Source organism: Lysobacter sp. Hz25 (genome assembly GCF_046097045.1).
In the GTDB taxonomy this organism is placed as follows: domain Bacteria; phylum Pseudomonadota; class Gammaproteobacteria; order Xanthomonadales; family Xanthomonadaceae; genus Lysobacter; species Lysobacter antibioticus_B.
Genome location: NZ_CP175666.1, coordinates 5,850,427 through 5,872,573 on the forward strand (window position 1 = coordinate 5,850,427; position 22,147 = coordinate 5,872,573).

Sequence of the window (22,147 nt, forward strand, 5' to 3'; positions counted from 1 at the left end):
GCCGACCTTCGAACTGCCCTCACTGTCCCCAATCGACCCAGGCGCCCGGCGTCAGCGGCTGTATGTCGATCGCCTTTCCACGAGCCGCCTTTTTCACTTGCTCGATCGGGTCGGCGACCTCCACGTATTCGTCCATGCCGGACACGCCGTAGTGGATGGGGACCAAGCGTTTCGCACCCAGGATGGTCGCGGCGGCAACGGCTTGCTCCGGCGTCAGCACGCCGGGCTGGCCGCTGACCGGTTTGCGCCAACCGAAGCGCGCGCCGTTGACCGGCAGGAATGCCGCATCGAAGGGGCCGAACTGGCGGCCGATCCGCCACCAGTGCCCGTGCCAGAGCGTGTCTCCGCCGTGGAAGATGCGGCGCCCGCCCGCCGATACCACCCAGGACACTTGCGGGTCGCCATAGCCGTCCGACGCCGGCACGGCCGTGGCGGTGAAGTCGCCGATCAGTTGCGGCTCCCACAGCGGGCTCGGCCGCACCCGGGCTTTGGCAGGCAGCGGCAGCGGGTTCGTTCCCGCCGGATGCGCGAGGACGCCGCCGTTGCCGAGCGCCTGCGCGACCGCCTTCGCGTCGAAGTGATCGCCGTGCGCATGAGTGATGAGGACCGAAGCGTCGCCCACGGCGTCGCCGACCGGGATCAAGGCGTCCTTGAGCGCGGTCCCCCACTCCTGCGGATTCACCAGCGGATCGATGAACAAGGTGGCCTGCGGCAACTGCAGGCGGATACCGGCCCAGGCCAGCCGCTGGATGCGCAAGCCGTCGGCGCGGCCCGCCGCGAACGCGGCACCGCCGAAGGCCGCACCACCCAAAGCCGCACCGGCCAGGCCGGCGCAGCCGAGCAGGAACTCGCGGCGACGGATGGGTCGGCCCAGGATTTCGTCGTCGCGGCTCATGCGCAGCGCTCCCGCGAGGCCATCGCCGTATCGAGCTCGAACACCGACTGCGCGACGATGACCTCCAGGTTGCGCTGGTGCCAGTCGCGTTCGAACGCTGTCGGTTCGACCTGCGGCGCCAGGCAGGCTTCGATGGCGATCGCGGCGAGGCGCCGCTCGATGTCCTGTCCCGCGGCTTCGTTGCGAATGCGGATGACCTGGTCGCGCAGCCGATCCAGGTAATGGATCGCGTTGTCGAGCACGGTAGCGGGGAATCGCCCTAGGTGTCCGCCGATCACCGTGCTCCGGCCAAACTGGCGTATCCGGCCGATCGCGGCACGGATCAGCGCGGGGTCCGCCTTGGACAGGTAGACGATGTTGCCGACGATGTTGTCGCCAACGCAGACCAGGTCGGCGGTGGGCACGTCCACGCTGACGTGGTCCATGGTCTTGCCGGGGTTATGCACGAAGCGCAGTTCGTGTGCGCCCCAGCGCAGGGTCATGGCGCTGTCGAAGACCAGCTTCGGCTCGCGATAGAAATCGTCGACACGCCGGTTCTGCGACAAAAACGTATGGCGATGATGGCGGTGGGCCAGCGTGAGCGCGTCGGGGAACAGCGACAGGCCCGCCATGTGGTCGCTCATGTAGTGCGTCGCGGCGATGGCCCGCACGGTCTTGCCCAGGTCCTCGCACAGGACCCTGCGCATCCACTTCGCATCGTCCGCGCTGCTCAGCGAATCGACGAGCAGGACATCGTCGCCGTCGAGGAAGGCGGTGGCGACCGACTCGTAGTCGTCGCCGACGAACATCAGTACATCGGAACCCAGGGACTCGAATCTCATGACCAACGCTCACCGTGTTGCGACGGGCCATCATTGCCAGCGCCCCGGGCGCCGACAAACGAGATGTTTTGAGCCCCACATTAGAAAAACTAACTTGATAGGATGCGCGCTTCGGTCCGCGAACCCGAGGCGCTCTTGAAGTCACGCCCCCCTGCCCCGCTCAACGCCCTGCGGGCCTTCGAAACGGCCGCGCGCTGCCTGAGTTTCCAGGAGGCGGCCGGGCAGTTGTTCGTCACTCCGGCGGCGGTCAGCCACCAGGTCAAGCGCCTGGAGGCCTACCTCGGCGTGAAGCTGTTCGAGCGCGGCCACCGCGCGGTCGAGCTGACCGCCGAAGGCGCAGCGCTGGCGGCATCGTTGAGTGAACTGTTCGGCCAGCTCGATCGGGTCCTGGACCGGGTCGCCGCTCCCACGGCGGTGCATCTGCGCGTCAGCACCGTGGAATCCTTCGCGGCGAAGTGGCTCGCACCGAAACTGCACCGGTTTCACCACGACCATCCCGATATCCAACTGCGCATCGAGACCGGCAACGAACGCGTCGATTTCGTCCGCGACGACATCGACGTCGCCATCCGCTACGGGCCCGGCGCTTACACGGGCGTCCATGCCGAGCGCTTGCTGGATGCGCCGGTGTTTCCGGTGTGCGCGCCTACGCTGGCGAACGATGAGCGCCGGCCGCTGGCCTCGCTCGACGACCTGCGCCAGCACACCCTGCTGCATGACGAAGGTTCGACCGGGCGCGCCGGCGTACCGGATTGGGCCGCCTGGCTGGAAGCCGCCGGCGCGATGGGAGTGGATGCGACCCGAGGCCCGATGTTCGCCAGCATGTACCTGGCCCAGGAAGCCGCCGTCGCCGGGCACGGCGTCGCCTTGGGCGTCGCCCCTTTGGTCCAGGAAGACGTGCAACGCGGCCGCCTGATCAAGCCTTTCGACGGTTCCCTCGACAACGCCTACGCGTTCTGGATCGTCCGTCGGTCAGGCGCCGACATCGCGCCGGCCGTCGATGCGTTCTGCCGGTGGTTGCGGAAGGAAGCGTCCACGAACGCGGTCCCTTCGTCTGGCTAGGGATCGTCGCTAGAACGATCGTCGCGCCTCCCTGCGGCCATAAGTGGATGGAGATGCGTGCAGAAGCGGCCGCACCCACCATCAATGCAAATGAATCGCCAACCACAGCGCGCCCTCGGAAACACGGCGCACGCTATGCGGCGTACCGGCAGGCAGGAACAAATAGTCGCCGGAGCGCAGCTCGACGGCCTCGCCTGCGACCTCGAGCGTCGCCTCACCCTGCAGCATCGCCACCCACTCGTCCTGGGTTTGCACATACTGCGTCGGAGTGATCGCCGCCGAACTGACGATGCGCTCGATCACCAGGTTCTTGTGAGTGAGCAAGGCTTCGAAGCGCTCGCCTTGCGCCGGCGCCGCGGCATTCGCAAACAGGTTGTCGACTCGCATCAGGATGCTCTCGGTGGGACGCCTGGCGTCTGGGGCCAACCAGGCCGCAGCCTGGTGCTGGTTCTGGTTCTGGTTCTGGTGCTGGTTCTGGTTCTGGTTCTGGTTCTGGTTCTGGTTCGGCTGAATTATCGAACAGGGCTGCCCGCACGAACCGGGATCAGGCGCACTCCGAGCTCTCGATGGACCGAGCCGGATAGCGGCCATCCGCGCAGGCCCGATTGCTAGAATCCCTGCCCGCAGAACGGCGAGACAGACTCGTGACCCAAGACGAAATTCGGCGGTATCTCGCCGCAAACGGCTCGGTTCGCATCCAGGTGGCGGCGCGCGAAGACGGCAGCCCGGAGATGGCCTGGAGCGACACCTTCTGCTTCGCCGTGGGCGCCGACGGGCAAGCGAAGAAGATGCCGTTCGTCACCATCGTCACCAAGGACTACGTCGGCTTCGACGAGGAGTCCCGACTCGATCGCGGCCTGTACCGGGTCAACCTCGATGTCGGCAAGGCGAAGTTCGAGGCGCTGTTCGGCTTCGCTCCCAGAGACCTGGCCGATCGTCGCGGCGACTTCGACTTCGCTGCGGTCGATACACTGATTCCACACCCCGCCTATGGCGCGAACGGCTGGGTGTCGATCGTCGAGCCCGGCAAGCGATCCGACGACAAGCTCAAGGGCCTGCTGGATTTCGCGATTCATCGGGCGCTAGCCTGAAGGATTCAGCCCGGCGCGGCCGAACGATGCGGCGCCGCCGGGACGCTAGACTGGCGTCGCCGACGCATCGCCCCGAGCCCCATCCGCCTATGCCTGCCGCCCTCACCGATCGCGCCTGGACCGGCACCCTGCTGCTCGGTGAGCACCTCGCGGCACTGCAGGGCCGGGCCGGCGGCAGCGGCCGGCACGCTCATTACGCCCATCAACTGCTGCTCAGCGATGGCACGCCGTGGCAGGTCGAGATCGACGGCGAACGGCGTACCGGCCAGCGCCTGTGGCTGCCTTCGTTTCGGCCGCATGCGGTGCTGGCCGCGCCGAGCGAAGGCTGCACGGTCTATCTCGAACCCGGCCATGCCGACGTGGAAGCGATCCTGCGGCGATTGCCGCAGCTGCCGGCCCGGCTGCCGGCGCTGCAGCCCTTATTGCCCGAGCTATGCCGGGCGCAGCCCCTCGACCGTCGCCTGCAGGCAGCCATCGCCGAGATCGTTGCGCGCCTGCCCGACAGCGTCTGCGCCGCCGACATCGCCGAGGCCGCGCATCTCTCGCCGAGCCAGCTGCACCGCCGCTTCCAGTCCGACCTGGCGATTACCTTGCGCGGCTGGGTCTTGTGGCGACGCCTGCATCACGCCTTGGCGCGTTTCCTGGCCGGCGACAGCCTCACCGCCAGCGCGCATGCGGCGGGCTTCGCCGACTTGCCGCATCTGTCGCGCAACTTGCGGCGCATGTTCGGCATCGGCGCGGCGCAGTTACACGGCTTGCAACTGCAGGCATATCGCTAACCGCGCCGAACACGAGCCTGCAGCAGTTCGGCCGGCAACGCCGGCACATCGCCCTGCGGCAGCGCGCGGAACGGCGCCAGCAACTGGCCGGCATAATCGCGCGGGTACTCCGGCTGAGTACCGATCCCCAGGTCGCGACTGCCCAGTCGATAACCGGGCGCATCGAAAGCGGTGCCCAACAACCGATCCCAAACGGTGAAGAACAGGCCGAAGTTGACGTCGCCGGCGGCGCCGTAGCGCAGATGGTGGAAACGATGCAGCGGCGCCCACGCCATCAGCCGGCCCAACAGGCCCGGCCGCATGTCGACGTTGGAATGCTGCAACAGCAACTGGATGGCGATGGCGAACGCCAGCACCGCCGCGACCGGATACGGCAGGCCGAGCAGCAACAACGGCAACACCCCACCGACCGCTTCGACCGCCTGATGCAGCGGATGCTTCATCAAGCCGTTGAAACCGTACATGCGGGTCACGCTGTGGTGCACCGCATGCAAGCGCCAGAGCCAACCGATGCGGTGACTGGCGTAGTGCATGAGAGTAACGCCGAGGTCGGCCCCGATGACCGCCAGCGATAGTTGCAACGCGAACGGCCAGTGCGTGGGCCACCATTGCCACGGCATCCACGCCGCCAACAGCGGAACGGATGCGATCGACAGCAGATTAAGCGCCTCATTGACCACCGCGTGCGCGACATCGCGAGCCCGGTCGCCATGGTCTTGGTTGAAATGCGGGTCGTACGGCCAACGGCGTTCGGCCAGAAAGGACAGCGCCACCGCCAGACCCAGCAACGGCAACAACCACAAGGCAGGACCGTGGCGGTCACCGACCCACCATGCGGCCGTGCCGACGAAGCCGAACAAAAACAGCGGCGCATACCAGCGCAACATCCACTCTTTCATCTTCAACCCAGGCATCGACGAGGCCAGCATGCTGGCCCCGACGCTGGGCTTGCGGCTTGGATAAACCGCGCATGTTGGTGGCGAATTGCAGCCTGTGGACTGAGTGGCCATCCGAGCTACGAGCAGGAGGTACCGAGCGGAAGCGGAACGATGATTCGCCGGGAGCGCATCTACGCCGAATCAGAATTTCCCTACATCCGCCCGGGCAGTTCCTGCACTAAGCTTGCCGTCACTCCAAGGCGATATCCGGTCAGAAGAAAGCACATATAGCGCCATGGTTTTTTACCGGCTATAAGCAGTTTCAGATCGCCCCCAATGCGACTGAGTATGCCGCAAGAGCCGATCGGCCCTTGCGGACACACCGTCACCGGCTAACAATCCGGTCACGAATGCCAGGTGGGTAGGGGCAAGTCACCGGGGCTGTCCAGGCGAGCACGAAGCATCAACTGCACTAGGAAGCACACGAGCACACGGACTGGGCATTTTTCGCCGACTGAAGACGAATAGATCTATCCCAATGCGTATCCGCAGCCATCCAAAGCCGCGGCTTCTCAACGCTTGGGACAAGGTGTTGTTGTACTGGGAATCCGTTGATCGACAGAGCCGTCCGGTAAGGGCGCAGAAAGGGGACAGCATGAAGGGATCGATCGAGCGGCGCGCAGCTTGCGTGCTGGCCGCTGCCGTGGTTACTGCGATGGGGACTGCACACGCCCGTACGCCGGTTGCGCCGCTGGAGGAGTACTCCAAACGCGTACGTTCGGCCGAGATGGTCAGCCCACTGCAGTCCGATCTGATGGGCGAAAGCGTGAGCCTCTACAACGGCTCCACCGAATTCGTCGCGACCGATATCGATCTGCCGGGCAACAACGCCCTTCCCGTACGCCTCGGCCGGCGTTTCAAGGTCGAGTCGCGCAAGGAGACCGAAGTACTGGGCGGCTTCGGCGCTTGGGATATCGATGTCCCTTATATGTATGGCGTGTTTCCAGCAGGGTCCAAATGGAACGTGTCGGGCACGGGCACTACCCAGAGATGCTCGCAGGTCTGGTATCCGGACGTCGGAGCCCCGTTCAGTACCGCCGACATCTGGAGCGGGACCTACATGCATATTCCAGGAGGCGGAGATACCGAGATGCTTCTGCTCTTGGCGAATACCGTCGTCCCCAATGACGGAGCTACCTACAAATGGGGTTCCCGGTCGGACCATAGATTCCGCTGCAAGCCCAATACCAGCAACGGCTACCCGGGCGAAGGCTTCATCGCCGTCGATACGCAGGGCAATCGCTATACCTTCGATGTGGGCATCGAACGCGGAGCCCCGGTCGTCAGCAAGTACGGATCCGAGGACGGCAGCGCCATGATCGGGCGCGTCAAGGTCTTCCTGATGGCCAGCCGGGTCGAGGACAGACACGGCAACTGGGTCGCCTACAACTACTCGGGCGACCAGCTCGCCAGCATCACCTCCAGCGACGGCCGATCGATCCAGCTCGGCTATACCGACGGACGGGTGTCCAGCGCGACCGCCGATGGGCGCCAGTGGACCTACGAATACGCGACGCAGACGATCGGCGACTATTACCCCAAGAAGCTCTTGTCCCGGGTGGTGCAACCGGATGGATCGTCCTGGCAGTACCGTATCTATGGCGAGAACGGCACCATCAGCAATGCCCTGCTGCTGCCCCAATACCAGGGCCTCGACGCCAATCTGCGTTGTGCGCAACCCCTCGAGCCGGTCGACATGCTCGGGGTGCAGATTACCCACCCCTCGGGCGCCTTGGGCACGTTCCGATTCAACTTCATGCGCCATCTGAAGAACGGCACGCCTGCCAACGCCTGCGTGTTCGATCATCGCGACAACATGGGCAACGAGTACTACTCGCTGGGCATCCCCGAGTATTTCGATAACTACTCGTTGGCCACCAAAACCATTGCAGGGCCCGGCTTGCCGGCCATGCAATGGACTTACGAATACGAAGTTCCGCAGGAATTCGGCCGCGTCAATCAGATACCTTGCACCTCCTGCCGCGACTGGAAGCGGGTCTGGGTCACCCAGCCCGACGGAAGCATTCAGGAACAGAAATATGGGGCGTTGTGGCTGGTCAATGACGGCCGCCTGCTCGGTACGACCATCAAGAAGCCCGATGGAACCGTGCTTAGAACACAGACCTCCGAGTACGTGTCCGAAAGCGAGATATCTTCGATGCCGTTCCCGGATATCTACGGCGTCCTGACGGGCTCCGACGACTCCAGCTCCGTCCGTATTCGGCCGATCAGACGCAACACGATCGTGCAGGACGGCGTCGAGTTCAGCTCATACGTCAACCAGTTCGACAGCTTCGCCCGGCCAATCACCGAGAGAAAGTGGAGCTCGCTCGGCCCCTCTAAGGTGCAGGCCACCGCTTATCACGACAATCTGACGAGCTGGACTTTGGGGCAGGTCAGGTCGACCAGTATCGACGGCGTACTGAGCGAAGAAACCCTCTATCACTCGACGACCGCGCTACCGACAGAGATCCGCTCCTTCGGCAAAACCATCCAGACGCTGGTTTACAACCCGGATGCGACGCTGGAGAGCGTGGCCGACGGCCTGAATCAGAGGACCAGCTTTTCGAACTGGAAACGCGGAGTGCCGCAGAACATCAGCTACCCCGGTGGCACGTCCCAATCGGCAGTCGTCAACGACAGAGGCTGGATAGGCTCGGTAACCGACGAAAACGGCTTCGCCACCAACTACAGCTACGACGCCATGGGACGCCTGGCCAGCATCGCCTATCCCACTGGCGACAGCACTGCATGGAACCCGGTCTCGCTGTCGTTCCAGCAGATCGGCTTCGATGAACATGGCCTGCCCGCGGGACATTGGCGTAGCAGCCGCATTGAAGGCAACAAGCACGTCAACATGTACATGGACGCCCTGTGGCGACCGGTACTGGAGGAGCAACTCGACCTTGGCGACATCGCCGGGAGCTTGAGCCAGGTCGTCAAACGTTACGACTCCAGCGGTCGACTGAACTTTCAGTCCTATCCGCTACGGAACGTCGGCAACTTCGGCGATGTCGCTCAGGGCACCCGTACCTTCTACGACGCACTAGACCGGGTCACGCGCGTGGAACAAGACAGCGAGCTGGGCGTCCTGGCCACGACCACCGAATACCTGACGGGTTTCCAGCGACGGATCACCGACCCGCGCCAGAAGGTTTCCACGCAACGGTTCCAGGTCTTCGACCAACCATCCTATGACGCACCCCTGGGCATAGATTCGCCCGCAGGCGTGTCGACGACCATCAATCGGGACATCTTCGGGAAGCCGCTGGAGATGATTCGTTCCGGCCCAGAAGGCTGAGTACGCACTCGTCGATACGAAGACTGAAGCTCGCAGCGATTTCGAGCGTCCAGTGCCCAGAACCTGAAGGACCGAATCCGATGCTGTACTCACTGATTTTCCGACTGCTGCTGATGCTGTTGCTAATCGGCGCCGTCACCGATGCTCGCGCCACCTACGTCACCATGACGTCTACGGAATACGGCAACGTCGTAGCGCCCGCCACCGTAACGGTCGGCGTCAACGGCTACAACGATGACGACGGCATTCCGATCCAGCAGGTCAATCTGTTCCATAACGGACAATTGATCGCAAGCAATCCGTACGGGCTGTCTCACACCTTCACCGGCCTGCAGATCGGCACGCATCATTTCACCGGCCAAGCGGTCGCCGACGGTGCCGGGGCCAGCGAGACCATTACGATCCAGGTCATCGCGCCTGGCGGCAATCCGCCGACCGTCACCATCAACGCTCCGACCACGGCACCGTTCATCGCCCCGGCGACCATGACCTGGACTGCCAACGCTTCGGACCCGGATGGACAGGTCGTTCGGGTCGAGTACTACGCCAATGGCAACCACATCGGCACCGCGACCAGCGCACCTTATGGGATCACCGTAAACAACGTCGCCGCCGGCACCTACTCGGTCTATGCAAAAGCCGTAGACAACAATGGCGAGGCCACCTCGTCCGCGCCGACATCGGTTACGGTGGGTAGCACCGAAGTTACCGGCTGGATCGATAGCGTCAACAGCGCGTACAAGGTCGTCGGCTGGGCTTGTTCGACTGGCAGGAACCAACCCATCGACGTACATATGTACGTAGGCGGCGGCTCCGGTGTCGGAACATTCGTCGCCGCGCAGACCTCCAATGAGCCTAGCGAACCGGCGGTCGCGGCGACCTGTCACGCCCAAGGCGCCGCCTATCGCTTTTCGATTCCATTGACCGCCGCGATTCGCCAAGAGCATGCCAACAAGAAAATCTACGTTCATGGCATCTCGCCGGAAGGACGCTCGAACCTTCTGTTGAACGGCTCAGGCATCTATGTGGTGCCCGCTCCCTTGGCGCTGGCGCGCCGATACGTCTACGACCAACATCAGCGCCTTTGCAAAGTGATCGAACCGGAGACCGGCTCGACCGTGATGGAGTACGACGCAGCCGGCAACTTGGCATGGTCCGCCAGCGGGCTGAACCTGCCCAGCACCACCGCTTGCAACCGCTCAGAGGCCCAGTCTTCCGGCCGTGCCATCGGACGCGGTTACGACGTCCGCAACCGTCTGACCGCCCTGAATTTCCCCGATGGCCGCGGCAACCAGATCTGGACCTATACCCCCGACGGACTGCCTCAGGTACTGACGACCTATAACAGCGCCAACCAAGGCGACCCGGTCGTCAACGGCTACAGCTATAACCGGCGCCGCATGCTCGAGAGTGAGTCGGTCAGCCGCGCGGGCCTGCCCGCCTCGACCGTCATCCACGGCTATGACGCGAACGGTAATCCGAACCGTACGACCTATCCCAGTGGCATGGTCGTCGAGTATTTGCCCAATGCGCTTGGCCAGACCAAGACGGTTCGAGATACCTCCGGCCAAGTGTATGCATCGGATATCGGCTACTACCCGAACGGCGCGATCCAAACATTCCGTTACGGCAACGGCATCCAGCACACGATGACCCAGAACGCCCGGCAGTTGCCGGCGCGCAGCACCGACGCCGGCGTGCTCGATCACGAGACCGGATTCGATGCCGCCGGCAACGTCTCGCAGATTCTGGATCGCTTGAGGGGCGACCACTACAGCCGCTGGATGGCCTATGACGATCTGAACCGGCTCACCGCCGCTGGCTCCTGCAGCTTCGGCGGGGACTGCTGGCATCGCTTCAGTTACGACGCGCTCGACAACCTGCGGTCCTGGTCGCTGGGCGGCATCAAGGATCGCCGCTATCACTACGATCCCCGTAACCAACTGATCAACATCAAGAACCAGGATGGCCAAAGCATCATAGGCCTGGGTTACGACGCACAAGGCAACCTGTCGAACAAGAATGGCGTGACCTACGATTTCGACTACGGCAATCGCCTGCGCGAAGTCAAAGCAGCCGCGTCGCCCCCTGCTTCAACCTGCACCTCCGGCCCAGGCTGCCTGGGACCGTCCGAACCAGGCGGCGGTGGCGGAACCTTCATACCAGACGACAGCACCCCCGCTCCAACCGCTTCCACCGGGATTCTGGAGCGCTATCTCTACGATGCCGGTGGCTTGCGCGTGCTGACCGCCGGGGCCAACGGGAATGTCACGAGTCACTACGCAAAGTCGGGCCAATTGGTTCGACGCGTCAACGAGGCGACCAACAAGGAAACCGAGTACGTCTACCTCGCCGGCAGCCAGTTGGCCCAGCGCGAGCGCACGGGCGCTGGTGCATGGGCAGTCAAGTATCAACACACCGACGCCCTCGGTAGCCCGGTCGCTGCGACAGACGCGAACAGGACGGTCCTCGATCCGACCGATTGGGAGCCTTACGGAGCCGCCGTCAATAAGCCCGCCTATGACGGCGTGGGATACACCGGTCATGTCATGGATGGCGCGACTGGGCTAACTTATATGCAGCAGCGCTACTATGATTCATCCGTGGGAAGATTTTTATCGATCGACCCGGTTTCCGCGAACAATAATGATGGCGACAACTTCAATCGCTACTCCTACGCAAACAATAACCCGTATCGTTTTGTCGACCCCGACGGGCGCAATGGGCTAGATTACTCATCCAAGTATCTTAGTGCTTATAGTTCGTGCGCCCAGCAACCGGGCTGTAGCCCAGCGGATGTGGCCGATAGCATGGCTAAAGCGCAGGAGCCATACGGGGAAGCTGTTGCCTCTCTCATACCAATGGAGCGCGTTGCGACTGGGCTGATTAGTATCTTTCGAGTTGCCCAAGCCATTCGCCTGTCAAGAATAAGTGTTGCCTCGAAACTTGAAAGATACATCCTAAACCCTGATCACGCTGTCGGCGGCGCAAAAGCAAAGTGGTTTGAACAGGCCCTGGGCTTTACTCGAAAGAACATGCCAGATCTCGCAAAACAAATATCATTTAACTCCAGAAAAGCCACCGTCACCGGAGTGAATGAGTACGGAACTAAGTACAATCAAATTATTAGCATAACCGGGGCAAATGGCAGAAGAATAGATGTCACCACGGCCTGGCTTAAATCAAATAAAGACGGCGTTGTCAGATTAACCACAATAATCCCGGCAAAAAAATGAAATCTACCTTTAAAGAGTATGACGTCGTCATAGCCACTCAGACATTGAGCGAGCGCATAAAGAAGGGCACTAAAGGAGTGATCCTTTTAATATTAGACGCCGAAAATGGAGTCTACGAAGCTGAATTCGTAGACTCACTCGAGGTCACTCTCGGAGTCATAACAGTAGATGCAATGAGCATCGAACATGCATGACCCATTCAAACCTTGTTAGCTTTGACGTAGCGAGCTCGGAGTGATGCACAGAAGTTGCATCACAAGGTGTTGAACAACGCAGCCGCTCATATGCCACTCAACGGAAAGCCCTCAGGCGTACTTTTGCCGTAGTGCAGGCGCACGCGAAGAATGCTGCGCACCGACTTTCCGTCGAACATTGCGGCAGATACTTCCAGTTCACCGCCGGGTTCGCGGCGACATCGATAGCTGGATCGCCGCCGCTGGAGGTTTCGATTCTGGTCGAGAGCGTTGGACCGTCTTCGTCGAGCAGCACCACCAGCACGACCTCGCTGCTTAGCGCCTTCTCCACGACGATACTTGGACAATTCGGCGGCAGGTCTGCCATCGAGGACTGCTCGGGTCGAGCCGCGTCTCGGGGCCAGCATGGTTCAGCAGCTTTCGTACTCTTCGAAATCGATGGGGATGCGTATCCGGCCAGGGCACGCGCGCCCGTCTCTTCGCTTACTGGTTAGATCCGCATTGACGCGCATCACCCGCCTTGAGAGCACCGAATCGGAATCCGTTACAGGCACTTCCGCGCCTAAGAACACGGTGTGATCATACGCAATGAAGCAATTCGACTACAGCGGCCTCGCCATTGCTCAGATCTGGAATAAACCGAGAATGACCGAGCTTTTCCCGAGTACTCGTTGGCCAAGTGGTGACTACATAGAACTGGCGGTCCTGAAACTGGATGAGTTGCTGCTAACCACCTATTTTGGCGGCAGGTTGTTGGAAGGTGATGAGGCAGGCCTCGGGCCATGGAGATCCATCGGTGCCCAACTAAAGTCTGGCTCCGTCATTGAGCTAATTTCCTTTCTTCATCAGCCGGCAGGACAATTCACTTTACGCCTCGATTCCGCGAGTAAACGGGAAGAGGTTATTGATGAAGTCATTGACTCTCTTGGCTTGGACCGTAGCGCTGTGCTTTGGGTGGCTCCGAACAGAGGAGACGAGCGCAACTAATTCATTCGGTAGATGGCACTATCGAAGAATTTGTTGAAGCACCTCAGGAGAAAGCAGGCCAGAATGGGTCAATTAATAGAGCTAGTGTTCGAAGCGGTTCCGGTAGGCGCGCTAGAACCGCTTGTAGCGGAGCTCCTTTCCACAGAGCCGCCTTTTGATCTTTCTGCAAGCGAGTTTGAGATGGAGGCCGGTGCTAACCTGGGTGATTATATTTCCGTCTTCAGTTCAGCACAGCCGCCCTCTCCTGGGATGTTGAGCCTAAGAGCAAATAGACTTTTGATTGGCGAGGCTTCAATTTCCCAGCCCTTAGTCCAGTTGATCTGTGCGGAAGGGGTTGCCGATGCTCTGATCATCTTCGAGTGGAAGGACACGACTTCTGCATCGGGGCAGACAGCGACATCACTGAGGCATGGAGCGGAACGGTTGGCGCTCAAGTACGGAGTTCGCTCTTTTGCGTGCGGGTACGAGCCGGTTTCTGACGGCGCCACTCTGATCTTTAGCGGCAGGATGGAAGGGCCGCTTTGGGATGCATACGCATCGCGCTAACGTGGAGGTTGCGTAGGGCGGGCTTGATTCCGCCCTACGCCAACTGAAGCTCCACGATTTGGCAGCACCCGCTCGCGAACTTTATAAGTCAGCGCATTGACTGCGGTGGAGACAGGCCGATCTCCGAATGTCGATTCGTTTACCGCTGGTGCGATCCAGATCGAGCCCCTGCTCACACCGAACTCACTGCCCCAAGACGCTGCGTCAGCGAGCGGGCTCGCCTTTGCCGTAACGCATCGGCAAACGCAGAACCGTACGCACGGGCTTGCCGTCGAGCAGCGCCGGCTCATATTTCCAATTCTCCGCGGCATTCACGGCTGCGTAATCGATATCCGGGTCGCCGCTGGTCGTTTCGACCCTGACCGCATGCTTCCAGCCGTCTTCTTCGAGCAGCACCAGCAACACGACCTCGCCGCTCAGCCCGTTCTCCTCGACGATGGCAGGCCATCGCGGCGGATCGCGCTCTACTGAGGACGGCTCGGGGCGTGCCGGGGTGTCGGGTACCTGCTTGCTCCAGCAACTTTCGTGCGCTTCGAAATCCACCGGAATCCGTATCTTGTCGGCGACTTTTTCGCCCTTCTCGTCTCTCGCCGGGTAGTACTTCCAGTAACGCGCTGCCTCCAGCGCGGCGCGGTCGAGGTGAGTATTGCGACTGGACTTCTCGACGATGGCATCGACGAAGCTGCCGTCGGCGGCGACATCGATGATCATGACCACCGTGCCGGAGACGCAGGCGCTGATCGCCTGCTTGGGATAGACCGGACGATGGCGAAGTCTCGAGGCTTTGTCCAAAGTCGCGTCGAAGCTTGGCACACCTTGTGCACTCGCGCCGTTCGCGAAGAACAACAGCGCGCCGACCAGCGCGATCATGGACACAGGCTTCATGGGTTCAATCCACAGACTGGGGAGGACGGAGCGCGCAGCACGCTGCGTCAGCGGGTTTCCTGTTTGCCGTACGGCAATGGCACTTGCAGCAAGGACCGAACCGGCTTGCCCTTCAGCGTCGCGGGCTGGAACTCCCATTCGAGCGCCGCGAGCATGGCCGCCTGGTCGATGTCCTGGTCGCCGCTGGATACGCCGACTTTCACGTTCTTCCTGGCGCCGTCCTTGTCGACCTGGATCAGCAGCACGACCAGGCCGCTCAGATGTTGCTCTGCGACGATCGCCGGCCATTTCGGCGGATGCTTCTCCAATGAAGCGGCCGCGAGACGGGCTTCCACGTCGGGGACGGCCGTCCAGCACCCTTCGTACTCGGCGAAGTCGACCGGTATGCGTACCTTGCCGGGCACGCGCTGGTCGTTCTCCGTCGCCGGGTTGTATTTCCAGCGCTTGCTCGCCTCGATGGCGGCCCGGTCGAAATAGGCGTAGCCGCTGGAACGTTCGACCACGGCTTGGCTGCGCTGACCGTCCTTGTCGATGTCGACCAGCACGATCACCGTGCCGCCGACGCAAGCGTCGATAGCCTCGGACGGATAGGCCGGCGGATTCAACCGGTACGACGATATGTCGATGCTGGCGCCGATGTCGGTGGCTCCCTGAGCCCGCGCATCGGCAGTGGCGAAAGCCAGAAGCACGCCGAGCACCATCCACTTGCCTGTCTGTCTCATGAGTCCGTTCCTTGGGTTCGCGTCCTGCGCGGACGTTCGGCGTTCACTTTGCTCACGAAGACTAACATGCCGATAACAAACCGCTGCTTCCAGCCGGCGTGACGGCCCTGCTGCGGCGCATCCGCACGGCATCGAAGCCATAACGGGAATCGCTGGAAGCGCGTCCGCCGCGTGCCGCGTTCTGCGTTTTCCTGTTTGCGCATCGATCGCCTATCGCGTCGAGTTCCACGCCAGACGTTCGACCGATCCTTCTGGCTGGCATGCGTGGCGAAATTGAGACAGGCGGCGCTGTCGCAGGTTCGCGATGGCGCTAAATCGCGATCTAGAGCATCAGCAAATCTGATGCGATACAGGAGCTGCGATATGAAGCGCTATCTCTTGCTCATCCTGCTGTCCGCACTGCTGCATGCAACGACCGCGCATGCACTGGATGCGCGCAAAGCCGGCGCCGATCTGACCGCCGCCTTCTATTCGAAACGAATCGACACCGTATGGGACAGCTTCGACGACACCATGCGGCGCACCCTTAGATCCCGCGATGATCTCGCGAGTTTTCGCGATCAACTCGATACTCAGCTTGGCGCCGAGAAGGCCGTTGTCGAAGAGTCCGTCAGCGCGGATCCTCTCGCCAGCGTGTACAAGCGCCGAGTCCGCTTCGAGAAGTCTCCGGACGTCTACGTGGTGAGCTGGTCGTTCGCGAACGATGGCAAGGTCAGTAATTTCGCCATCCTCCCGGAGCCGAAGGTGCGCAAGCAGGCGGCACCGAGCAGGCACCTCGATTATCGGACCAAGACCGCGCTGCAATTGCCGTTCGACGAAGAGTTCATGGTGTTCTGGGGCGGCCGCACGCTCGAGCAGAACTACCATGCCGAGTTCGTCGGCCAGCGTTTCGCCGCCGACTTGGCCATCGTTCGCGGCAGCGCCACTCATGCCGGCGATGGACTTCGCAATGAAGATTACTATTGCTTCGGCAAGCCGATCCTGGCGCCGGCCGCGGGCGAAGTCGTCGAGGTGGTGGACTACGTCGCCGATAATCCGCCCGGCAAGTTGAATGCCAGGGACCTGACCGGCAACCGCGTCATCATCGATCACGGCAATGGCGAGTTTTCGATGCTCGCCCACCTGCGCAAGGGGTCGCTGCGCGTGAAACGGGGCGACCGCGTGGACGCCGGCGATCGTCTGGGCGAATGCGGCAACAGCGGCCATTCCTCGGAAGCGCATCTGCACTATCAGTTGCAGGACGGCCCGAAGTTCAACGGGGCGACCGCGCTGCCCGCGCAGTTCACCCACTACCTTGCCGATGGTACGCCGGTGATGCGAGGCGAGCCTACGAAAGGGCAACGCATTCGCCCATCGTCCCAGTAACGCCTGCTTCGCTCACCGCACGAGATACCCACCGAACGCGGATTGTCGCCTGGAGCCGGGCCATGGCCGGCACGGGGCGCCGTCCGCGTTGTGCTCATCAGTCCACGACCGAAGCAGGAACCTCCATGAACCACGAATCCAGGGATTGGGCAGGGCTGCACAAGGAAATCGGCTTCGAATACAAGCTCAGAAGGCTGTCGGAAGAGGTTTTCCGCGTGGTCGAGTGGACTACGCTCGTCGCCGCCGTCGGCTATGTCGGAGCGAAGTTCGGCAGCAGCCTGCTGACCTATGCGTCGTATGCGCTCGCGGTGCTGCTTTCGCTCTACATCGGCAATCGATCCGTCTACATCGTGGCGGGACTGCAGAAGCCATCGAAGGTCACCGGCACCGGATGGAGGTGGAGGGCATTGTTGGCCGCGCCCATTACCTTCGCCTCCATCTGGCTGATCGTCTCGATGATCGGCTATCTGGTCAGGGCGCAAGCCGCGGCGTAGTCGAATCGCGGCGAAACCGGACCGCCCTTGAGCGACAGCCGTACAAACCTCGGCAAGCCGGGCCTGATGCTTACACGCTGTGCGTCAGTGCGCGGCCCAAGATTTGGCACCCACGAATTGAGCGGCGCGCTCGCATCGCATGTTCATCGACCGCGGCAATGCCGAGTCCTCGAATCTCGCCCACCTTCGCGAGCTTCGTTGCGATTGAAACGAGGCGACCGAGCAGACGCCCGCGACCGTACGGGAGATCCGTACGACTTCGAGATCGGTTTTCCGACCGAAACGGTGTCGTTCATCGCACTCCGGGTTTCGATATTCGTGACTCGCGCTTGAAACCTGTGTGTCGAAGTGCGCAGCGGTTTTCCATGCATCGACGCTAGCATTCTTGCAGCACGATCCCTCAACGGCATCGGGAGATGCAGATGGACGGACAACAGGTGTTGCAAGCGATGCGTCCCGGCGACTACGCAACGATCTGGTTGAACGACGGCAGGGCCTTGGAGGCGTTCATCGAGAACATCGATGTGGGAACCGACAAGATCTTCCTGCTCGACATTCAATCGGGAGAACCACTGCAGCTATCGCTCGCCGAGGTCCACGGCGTGGCGGTGGACAACGAGGAGAGCGCGCCCGAGACCATCGAGCAGCAGATCAAGCGGATTCCGCTCGGCGAGTATCTGATGATCTGGGGCCAGTTCCCGGGGGCGATGTCGCAGACGGCGAAGCAGGGCAAGCTCAAGCACGTCGATTTTCCCAATGGCTCCCTGACCCTGTACAGCACGACCTACGACCACGATGTCTGGGTGCCAATCGACAAGATCACCTACATCGACGAGAGCCGCACCGGCCCCGGTGCGCTCGGTCCGGCGCAGTCGCCCGATTGGTATCGCCGCCCCGACGGCAATTGGTACAAGGGCGACCGAAAGTACGAAGGCTGAGCGCTGAGGCCAGCCTCGCCGCGACGACGATCGAGTCGCGCTCGTCGTCCGTCGCGTCAAGTTCGCAGCCGAATGTCTGCGAACTTGATGCTGGATTCGTCCCGGACTTCAGCTTATGGCATGTCCCACGGAGGATCGGATCGCCCGGCCCGGAAGCCGCTGCCTAGCGCTGCTCCAAGTAGCGCAGATAGCAGATCAGACTGGACGCCAAAGCCATTGGGAACAACGGCAAGAGCAACCCTAGATCCAGTCGGGTGCGGATAGGCCCGTCGGTCCGGTACAGCAGTGCGCAATGGAGAACCCACAGCCAGCAACCCAAAGCGATGAGGGCCGGCAGATAGTGCCCGACCCTATGCGGCAGATAGAGCGTGTAAGTGGCCGAGCAATAGATGCTCAGGACCGCATAAGCCGTCGCCCAAACGGCATTGAGACGGTACATGAGCCGCGAGGTCGCCGGATCATTCCACATGATGCGCATCGTTGAGGAGCTCCCGGCCGGCGCGTCGCACGCATCCACGGTCTCATGATCTTCCACACCGTCCCGAGTCGAGGCAAGCATCGTCGGCCGTTGTCGCGATCGCGGTCGCCAGTGTGCTGTCCTCGCCCACCCCAGCCCGACGTCGAGGCACGCCGAATGGAGACTGTCCTGTTCCGGCCAGCCCGACCAAGGCTCGATGCCGCTTCCGGCTCAGCGACACGATCGGCGCCCCCGATCCTCGACCGGATCGCGCTCGGCCCCCTGCGTTGGGCGGAGGTTTCACAGCTGTGACATTTAGCCCAGCAACTTGCGTCTTCCGCGCTCCGGCAAGCTATTCTCCACGCCAGGAGTAACAAGGGGAGGCGCGACGGTCGAGTCGCCAGGACAGTGCAGTTTTACGACGTCATCGAAGAACAGCCTGGCGCCTGGTGCGTGCGCGCGGAAGCGTCCGATGCGCCGCCGGTGGCGTACTCGTCGCGCGCCGATGCGATCGCCGGCGCCTGCCATGCCGCCAAGACGCATTACCAGGAGCAGCAGACGACGACCGCCGTGCGCCTGATCCATCCGCCCGACGCACCGGAGATCATCGTGCGCTATCTGTCGCCGGCGGAGCTGGATGCGCTGTGCTGGTTCGGCGACGCCAGCGGCCCCAGCAGCGGCTGATCGCAGCCGCTGTGTCGCGGCCGACATTCAAGCTGACTGGTTCAGCTCCAGCGAAGGGCAGGCGCCGCGCTTTGCCTCAGGCAACGACGGGCAACACCAGGCTCGCGCGCAACCCGCCTTCGCGGCGATTGGTGAGCTGCAACTCGCCGCCCAGGTGAGCCGCCAACTGCTCGGCGATCGCCAATCCCAATCCGGTGCCGCCGGTGTCGCGATTGCGCGAGCTCTCCAGGCGATGGAAGGGCTGCAGCACCGCCTGCATGTGCTCCTCGGGAATGCCGGGACCGGCATCGTCCACGTCGATGGCGAACCGGTCCGGCGCGATGGCGCGAACGCCGACGTCGGCGCTGCCGCCGTACTTGATCGCGTTGTCGATCAGGTTCTCGAGCACGCGGCGCAGCGCTTGCGGGCGCGTGGTCAGCGACAGATCGCTATGGCCGCTCAGGCGCACCGGCTTGCCCGCGTCCTGGTAGTCGCAAACGACGCTGTCGAGCAAAGCCTGCAGATTGAGCTGGACCGGCGGGGTAGTGGCGCCGTGGGTGCTGCGCGCGTAGGCGATGCCCTCGCGTACCAGTTGCTCCAGCTGCAACAGGTCCTCGCCGAGGCGCGCGCGTTCGGGGCTGGCGTCCATGCTTTCGACGCGCAGCTTCATGCGCGTGATCGGGGTCTGCAGATCGTGCGAGATCGCCGCGAGTATCTGCAGGCGCTCGGCCAGGTAGTGGCTGATACGCGCCTGCAAGGCGTTGAAGGCGGTCGCGGCCTTGGCCACTTCGACCGGCCCCGACTCGCTTAGCGGCGCCGAGGGATGGGCGGGGTCGAGCCGCTCGGCGGCATCGGCCAGCCGCGCCAACGGACGGGTCGCCAAGCGCACGGCCAGCCACGCGCACAGCAGCAGCAAGGCGAGTTGCGCCGCCAGCACCCACGGCAGCCAGCGCGCGATCGGCATCACCGACGGCGTCACTTCCAGGGTCAGCGGCTGCCCGTCGGCCAACTTCAGCTGCACCTGGAAACGCTCCGGCGATTGCGAGACCGCCGTGGTCACGAGCCGATAGCGGTGCTGCAGGCTGCGGTCTATCAACGCGGCGACCTGACGCGCGCGTTCGCTGGAGAGCGGTGCGCCGGCCTGCGCCGGTTGCAGCAGGTAGCGATAGGTGCGGCGCTCCAGGCGCGGCGCCCACTGACGGCGCTCGGCCTGCGACATCCGGTCGAGCAAGGCCACGCTGATGGCGACGTCCTGCTTCATGTTGCCCAGCATCATCGAGCGCGCCGAGACGTAGCGTTCGTAGAACAACAACGCGAACGACAGCGCGTGCGCCAGCAGCAGGCCGGCGAACAGGATCAGGGTGAGGCGCGCGGCGATGGTACGGGGGAACCAGCGCCAGCGCGGCGCCGCGTTCATGGCGCCTCGTCCAGCAAGGTGACGGCCTGGCAGAACACATAGCCTTCGCTGCGCACGGTCTTGATGTAGGCCTGTTCGCGCGGATCGTCCTGCAGGCGCTGGCGCAAGCGGCTGACCAGCAGGTCGATGGAGCGATCGAACAGATTGGCGTCGCGGCCCTGGGTCAGGTTCAGCAACTGGTCGCGGCTGAGCACGCGCTGGGAATGATCGAGAAACACGCGCAGCAGGCGGAACTCGGCGCCGCTGAGCGGATAGGCCGTGCCCGCGGCATCGAGCAGATGGCGCGCGGTCGTGTCCAGGCGCCACTGGCCGAAGCCGATCAGGCGCCCCGCCTCGCTGACCTGCAGGTTCGGCGGCAGCATGCGGGTGCGGCGGATGACCGCGCTGATGCGGGCCAACAGTTCCCGCGAGGAGAACGGCTTGACTACGTAGTCGTCGGCGCCCATCTCCAGACCGACGATGCGGTCGGTCTCGTCGTCGCGCGCGGTCAGCATCACCACCGGTACGGCGCGGTGAGGGCCGGCGCGCAGGCCGCGGCACAGCGACAGGCCGTCTTCGCCGGGCATCATCACGTCGAGCACGATCAGGTCGACGTCGCTGGTCTCCAGCGCCGCGCGCATTTCGCGGCCGTCCGCGGCGGTGGTCGTACGCAGGCCGTTCTTCTGCAGATAGTCGGCGACCATCTGGCGGATCTCGCGGTCGTCGTCGACGATCAGGATGTGGTCTACATGGGTCATGGCGTGGTCCGGGAGGGCTTATCGCACTGCGCCAGCGATGGTAACGCGCGGCACCGGCGCGGCGGACGGGCGTGCCAGCTGTTCGCGGATCGCCGCTTCGGTAACAGCGTAATCGCCTTCGCCGAAATGGCGGTAGACGATCCTGCCCTGGCGGTCGATCAGGTACAGCGCCGGCCAATACCGGTTGCCGTAGGCGTTCCAGATGCGGAAACCGTTGTCCTGCACGACCGGATAACCGATGCCCAGGCGTTTCACCGCTGCGCGGACATTGGCGCCGACCCGTTCGTAGCCGTATTCGGGCGTATGCACGCCGATCACCACCAGGCCCTGCGCGGCATAGCGCTCGTGCCATTGCGAGACATGCGGCAGCACGCGGATGCAGTTAATGCACGAATAGGTCCAGAACTCGACCAGCACCACCTGGCCGCGCAACTTCGGCAACGACAACGGTTCGCTGTTGATCCAGGGGCCGCCGCCGGCGAGGTCGGGCGCGACGGTCGAGGCGATGGCGCCCTTGCCGTGTGCGCCTGTCTCCGGCCAGGCCAGCGCGGGCGCGATGGCGAGGGCGGCGACGATGACGACGGCGGCCGTGAGCAGTGCGGTGATGGTTTTCGACATG

At 63.0% G+C, this 22,147-nt stretch carries 23 protein-coding genes; 12 read left to right on the forward strand and 11 right to left on the reverse strand.

Going from position 1 to position 22,147, the window contains the following annotated elements:
• Positions 1-19 precede the first annotated feature (19 nt).
• Positions 20-895, reverse strand: coding sequence for an MBL fold metallo-hydrolase (locus ACKN61_RS24335; protein WP_408951629.1), 876 nt, complete (start codon positions 893-895; stop codon positions 20-22).
• Complete coding sequence (locus tag ACKN61_RS24340) at positions 892-1,716, reverse strand: MBL fold metallo-hydrolase (protein WP_408951630.1); 825 nt, start codon at positions 1,714-1,716, stop codon at positions 892-894. The genes ACKN61_RS24335 and ACKN61_RS24340 overlap by 4 nt, the downstream gene beginning before the upstream one ends.
• Positions 1,717-1,851: 135 nt before the next feature.
• Between ACKN61_RS24340 and gcvA the strand changes: the two genes are divergently transcribed.
• Positions 1,852-2,778 carry a transcriptional regulator GcvA gene (gcvA, locus tag ACKN61_RS24345; RefSeq protein WP_408951631.1) on the forward strand — a complete coding sequence of 309 codons (927 nt, stop codon included), beginning with the start codon at positions 1,852-1,854 and terminating at the stop codon, positions 2,776-2,778.
• Between the two features lie 81 nt (positions 2,779-2,859).
• On the opposite strand, the gene ACKN61_RS24350 is transcribed toward gcvA, so the two are convergent.
• Positions 2,860-3,165 carry a cupin domain-containing protein gene (locus ACKN61_RS24350; RefSeq protein ID WP_408951632.1) on the reverse strand — a complete coding sequence of 102 codons (306 nt, stop codon included), beginning with the start codon at positions 3,163-3,165 and terminating at the stop codon, positions 2,860-2,862.
• A 218-nt stretch (positions 3,166-3,383) separates the two neighbouring features.
• Here ACKN61_RS24350 and ACKN61_RS24355 point away from each other — a divergent pair, with 218 nt between their 5' ends.
• Positions 3,384-3,869: a DUF6194 family protein gene (locus tag ACKN61_RS24355; RefSeq protein WP_408951633.1), complete on the forward strand. Its 486-nt coding sequence runs from the start codon at positions 3,384-3,386 to the stop codon at positions 3,867-3,869.
• Between the two features lie 89 nt (positions 3,870-3,958).
• Positions 3,959-4,648, forward strand: coding sequence for a helix-turn-helix transcriptional regulator (locus ACKN61_RS24360; protein WP_408951634.1), 690 nt, complete (start codon positions 3,959-3,961; stop codon positions 4,646-4,648).
• On the opposite strand, the gene ACKN61_RS24365 is transcribed toward ACKN61_RS24360, so the two are convergent.
• Positions 4,645-5,547 carry a sterol desaturase family protein gene (locus ACKN61_RS24365; RefSeq protein ID WP_408951635.1) on the reverse strand — a complete coding sequence of 301 codons (903 nt, stop codon included), beginning with the start codon at positions 5,545-5,547 and terminating at the stop codon, positions 4,645-4,647. The two genes, ACKN61_RS24360 and ACKN61_RS24365, sit on opposite strands and share 4 nt — an antisense overlap.
• Positions 5,548-6,064: 517 nt before the next feature.
• On the opposite strand from ACKN61_RS24365, the gene ACKN61_RS24370 reads away from it, so the two are divergent.
• The 3 genes from ACKN61_RS24370 to ACKN61_RS24380 all read left to right on the forward strand — a co-directional run bounded on the left by ACKN61_RS24370 (position 6,065) and on the right by ACKN61_RS24380 (position 12,317).
• Positions 6,065-8,887 carry an RHS repeat domain-containing protein gene (locus ACKN61_RS24370; RefSeq protein WP_408951636.1) on the forward strand — a complete coding sequence of 941 codons (2,823 nt, stop codon included), beginning with the start codon at positions 6,065-6,067 and terminating at the stop codon, positions 8,885-8,887.
• 80 nt (positions 8,888-8,967) lie between these two features.
• Positions 8,968-12,123 (forward strand): RHS repeat domain-containing protein, encoded by a 3,156-nt coding sequence (locus tag ACKN61_RS24375; RefSeq protein WP_408951637.1) that lies wholly within the window; start codon positions 8,968-8,970, stop codon positions 12,121-12,123.
• Complete coding sequence (locus tag ACKN61_RS24380) at positions 12,120-12,317, forward strand: DUF4926 domain-containing protein (RefSeq protein ID WP_408951638.1); 198 nt, start codon at positions 12,120-12,122, stop codon at positions 12,315-12,317. Before ACKN61_RS24375 ends, ACKN61_RS24380 begins: the two co-directional genes overlap by 4 nt.
• A gap of 97 nt (positions 12,318-12,414) precedes the next feature.
• On the opposite strand, the gene ACKN61_RS24385 is transcribed toward ACKN61_RS24380, so the two are convergent.
• Positions 12,415-12,684, reverse strand: a complete 270-nt coding sequence (locus ACKN61_RS24385; RefSeq protein WP_408951639.1) for a hypothetical protein — start codon at positions 12,682-12,684, stop codon at positions 12,415-12,417.
• A 221-nt stretch (positions 12,685-12,905) separates the two neighbouring features.
• Between ACKN61_RS24385 and ACKN61_RS24390 the strand changes: the two genes are divergently transcribed.
• The gene (locus ACKN61_RS24390) at positions 12,906-13,304 is read left to right on the forward strand and encodes a hypothetical protein (protein ID WP_408951640.1); all 399 of its coding nucleotides are present in this window, start codon (positions 12,906-12,908) and stop codon (positions 13,302-13,304) included.
• Between the two features lie 12 nt (positions 13,305-13,316).
• Positions 13,317-13,850: a hypothetical protein gene (locus ACKN61_RS24395; protein ID WP_408951641.1), complete on the forward strand. Its 534-nt coding sequence runs from the start codon at positions 13,317-13,319 to the stop codon at positions 13,848-13,850.
• Positions 13,851-14,054: 204 nt separating this feature from the next.
• Here the strand turns inward: ACKN61_RS24395 and ACKN61_RS24400 are convergent, their stop codons facing one another.
• Positions 14,055-14,720, reverse strand: a complete 666-nt coding sequence (locus ACKN61_RS24400; RefSeq protein ID WP_408951642.1) for a TonB family protein — start codon at positions 14,718-14,720, stop codon at positions 14,055-14,057.
• A gap of 62 nt (positions 14,721-14,782) precedes the next feature.
• Positions 14,783-15,436, reverse strand: a complete 654-nt coding sequence (locus tag ACKN61_RS24405; RefSeq protein ID WP_408951643.1) for an energy transducer TonB — start codon at positions 15,434-15,436, stop codon at positions 14,783-14,785.
• Between the two features lie 384 nt (positions 15,437-15,820).
• Between ACKN61_RS24405 and ACKN61_RS24410 the strand changes: the two genes are divergently transcribed.
• The 3 genes from ACKN61_RS24410 (at position 15,821) to ACKN61_RS24420 (ending at position 18,254) form a co-directional block, all read left to right on the forward strand.
• Entirely contained in the window at positions 15,821-16,822 is a 1,002-nt protein-coding gene (locus tag ACKN61_RS24410) for a M23 family metallopeptidase (protein WP_408951644.1), read from the forward strand.
• Positions 16,823-16,947: 125 nt separating this feature from the next.
• Positions 16,948-17,316, forward strand: coding sequence for a hypothetical protein (locus ACKN61_RS24415; RefSeq protein WP_408951645.1), 369 nt, complete (start codon positions 16,948-16,950; stop codon positions 17,314-17,316).
• A gap of 422 nt (positions 17,317-17,738) precedes the next feature.
• Positions 17,739-18,254 carry a hypothetical protein gene (locus tag ACKN61_RS24420; protein ID WP_408951646.1) on the forward strand — a complete coding sequence of 172 codons (516 nt, stop codon included), beginning with the start codon at positions 17,739-17,741 and terminating at the stop codon, positions 18,252-18,254.
• A 163-nt stretch (positions 18,255-18,417) separates the two neighbouring features.
• Here ACKN61_RS24420 and ACKN61_RS24425 read toward each other — a convergent pair whose 3' ends face one another.
• Positions 18,418-18,732: a hypothetical protein gene (locus ACKN61_RS24425; protein ID WP_408951647.1), complete on the reverse strand. Its 315-nt coding sequence runs from the start codon at positions 18,730-18,732 to the stop codon at positions 18,418-18,420.
• A 387-nt stretch (positions 18,733-19,119) separates the two neighbouring features.
• Here ACKN61_RS24425 and ACKN61_RS24430 point away from each other — a divergent pair, with 387 nt between their 5' ends.
• Positions 19,120-19,395, forward strand: a complete 276-nt coding sequence (locus ACKN61_RS24430; RefSeq protein WP_031370258.1) for a hypothetical protein — start codon at positions 19,120-19,122, stop codon at positions 19,393-19,395.
• A 76-nt stretch (positions 19,396-19,471) separates the two neighbouring features.
• On the opposite strand, the gene ACKN61_RS24435 is transcribed toward ACKN61_RS24430, so the two are convergent.
• Genes ACKN61_RS24435 through ACKN61_RS24445 form a run of 3 tightly spaced genes read right to left on the reverse strand, consistent with a single transcriptional unit; the run spans position 19,472 to position 22,146 of the window.
• The gene (locus ACKN61_RS24435) at positions 19,472-20,791 is read right to left on the reverse strand and encodes a sensor histidine kinase (protein WP_408951648.1); all 1,320 of its coding nucleotides are present in this window, start codon (positions 20,789-20,791) and stop codon (positions 19,472-19,474) included.
• Positions 20,788-21,528: a response regulator gene (locus ACKN61_RS24440; RefSeq protein ID WP_408951649.1), complete on the reverse strand. Its 741-nt coding sequence runs from the start codon at positions 21,526-21,528 to the stop codon at positions 20,788-20,790. The genes ACKN61_RS24435 and ACKN61_RS24440 overlap by 4 nt, the downstream gene beginning before the upstream one ends.
• Before the next feature lie 18 nt (positions 21,529-21,546).
• The gene (locus tag ACKN61_RS24445) at positions 21,547-22,146 is read right to left on the reverse strand and encodes a thioredoxin family protein (protein WP_408951650.1); all 600 of its coding nucleotides are present in this window, start codon (positions 22,144-22,146) and stop codon (positions 21,547-21,549) included.
• Position 22,147 lies beyond the last annotated feature (1 nt).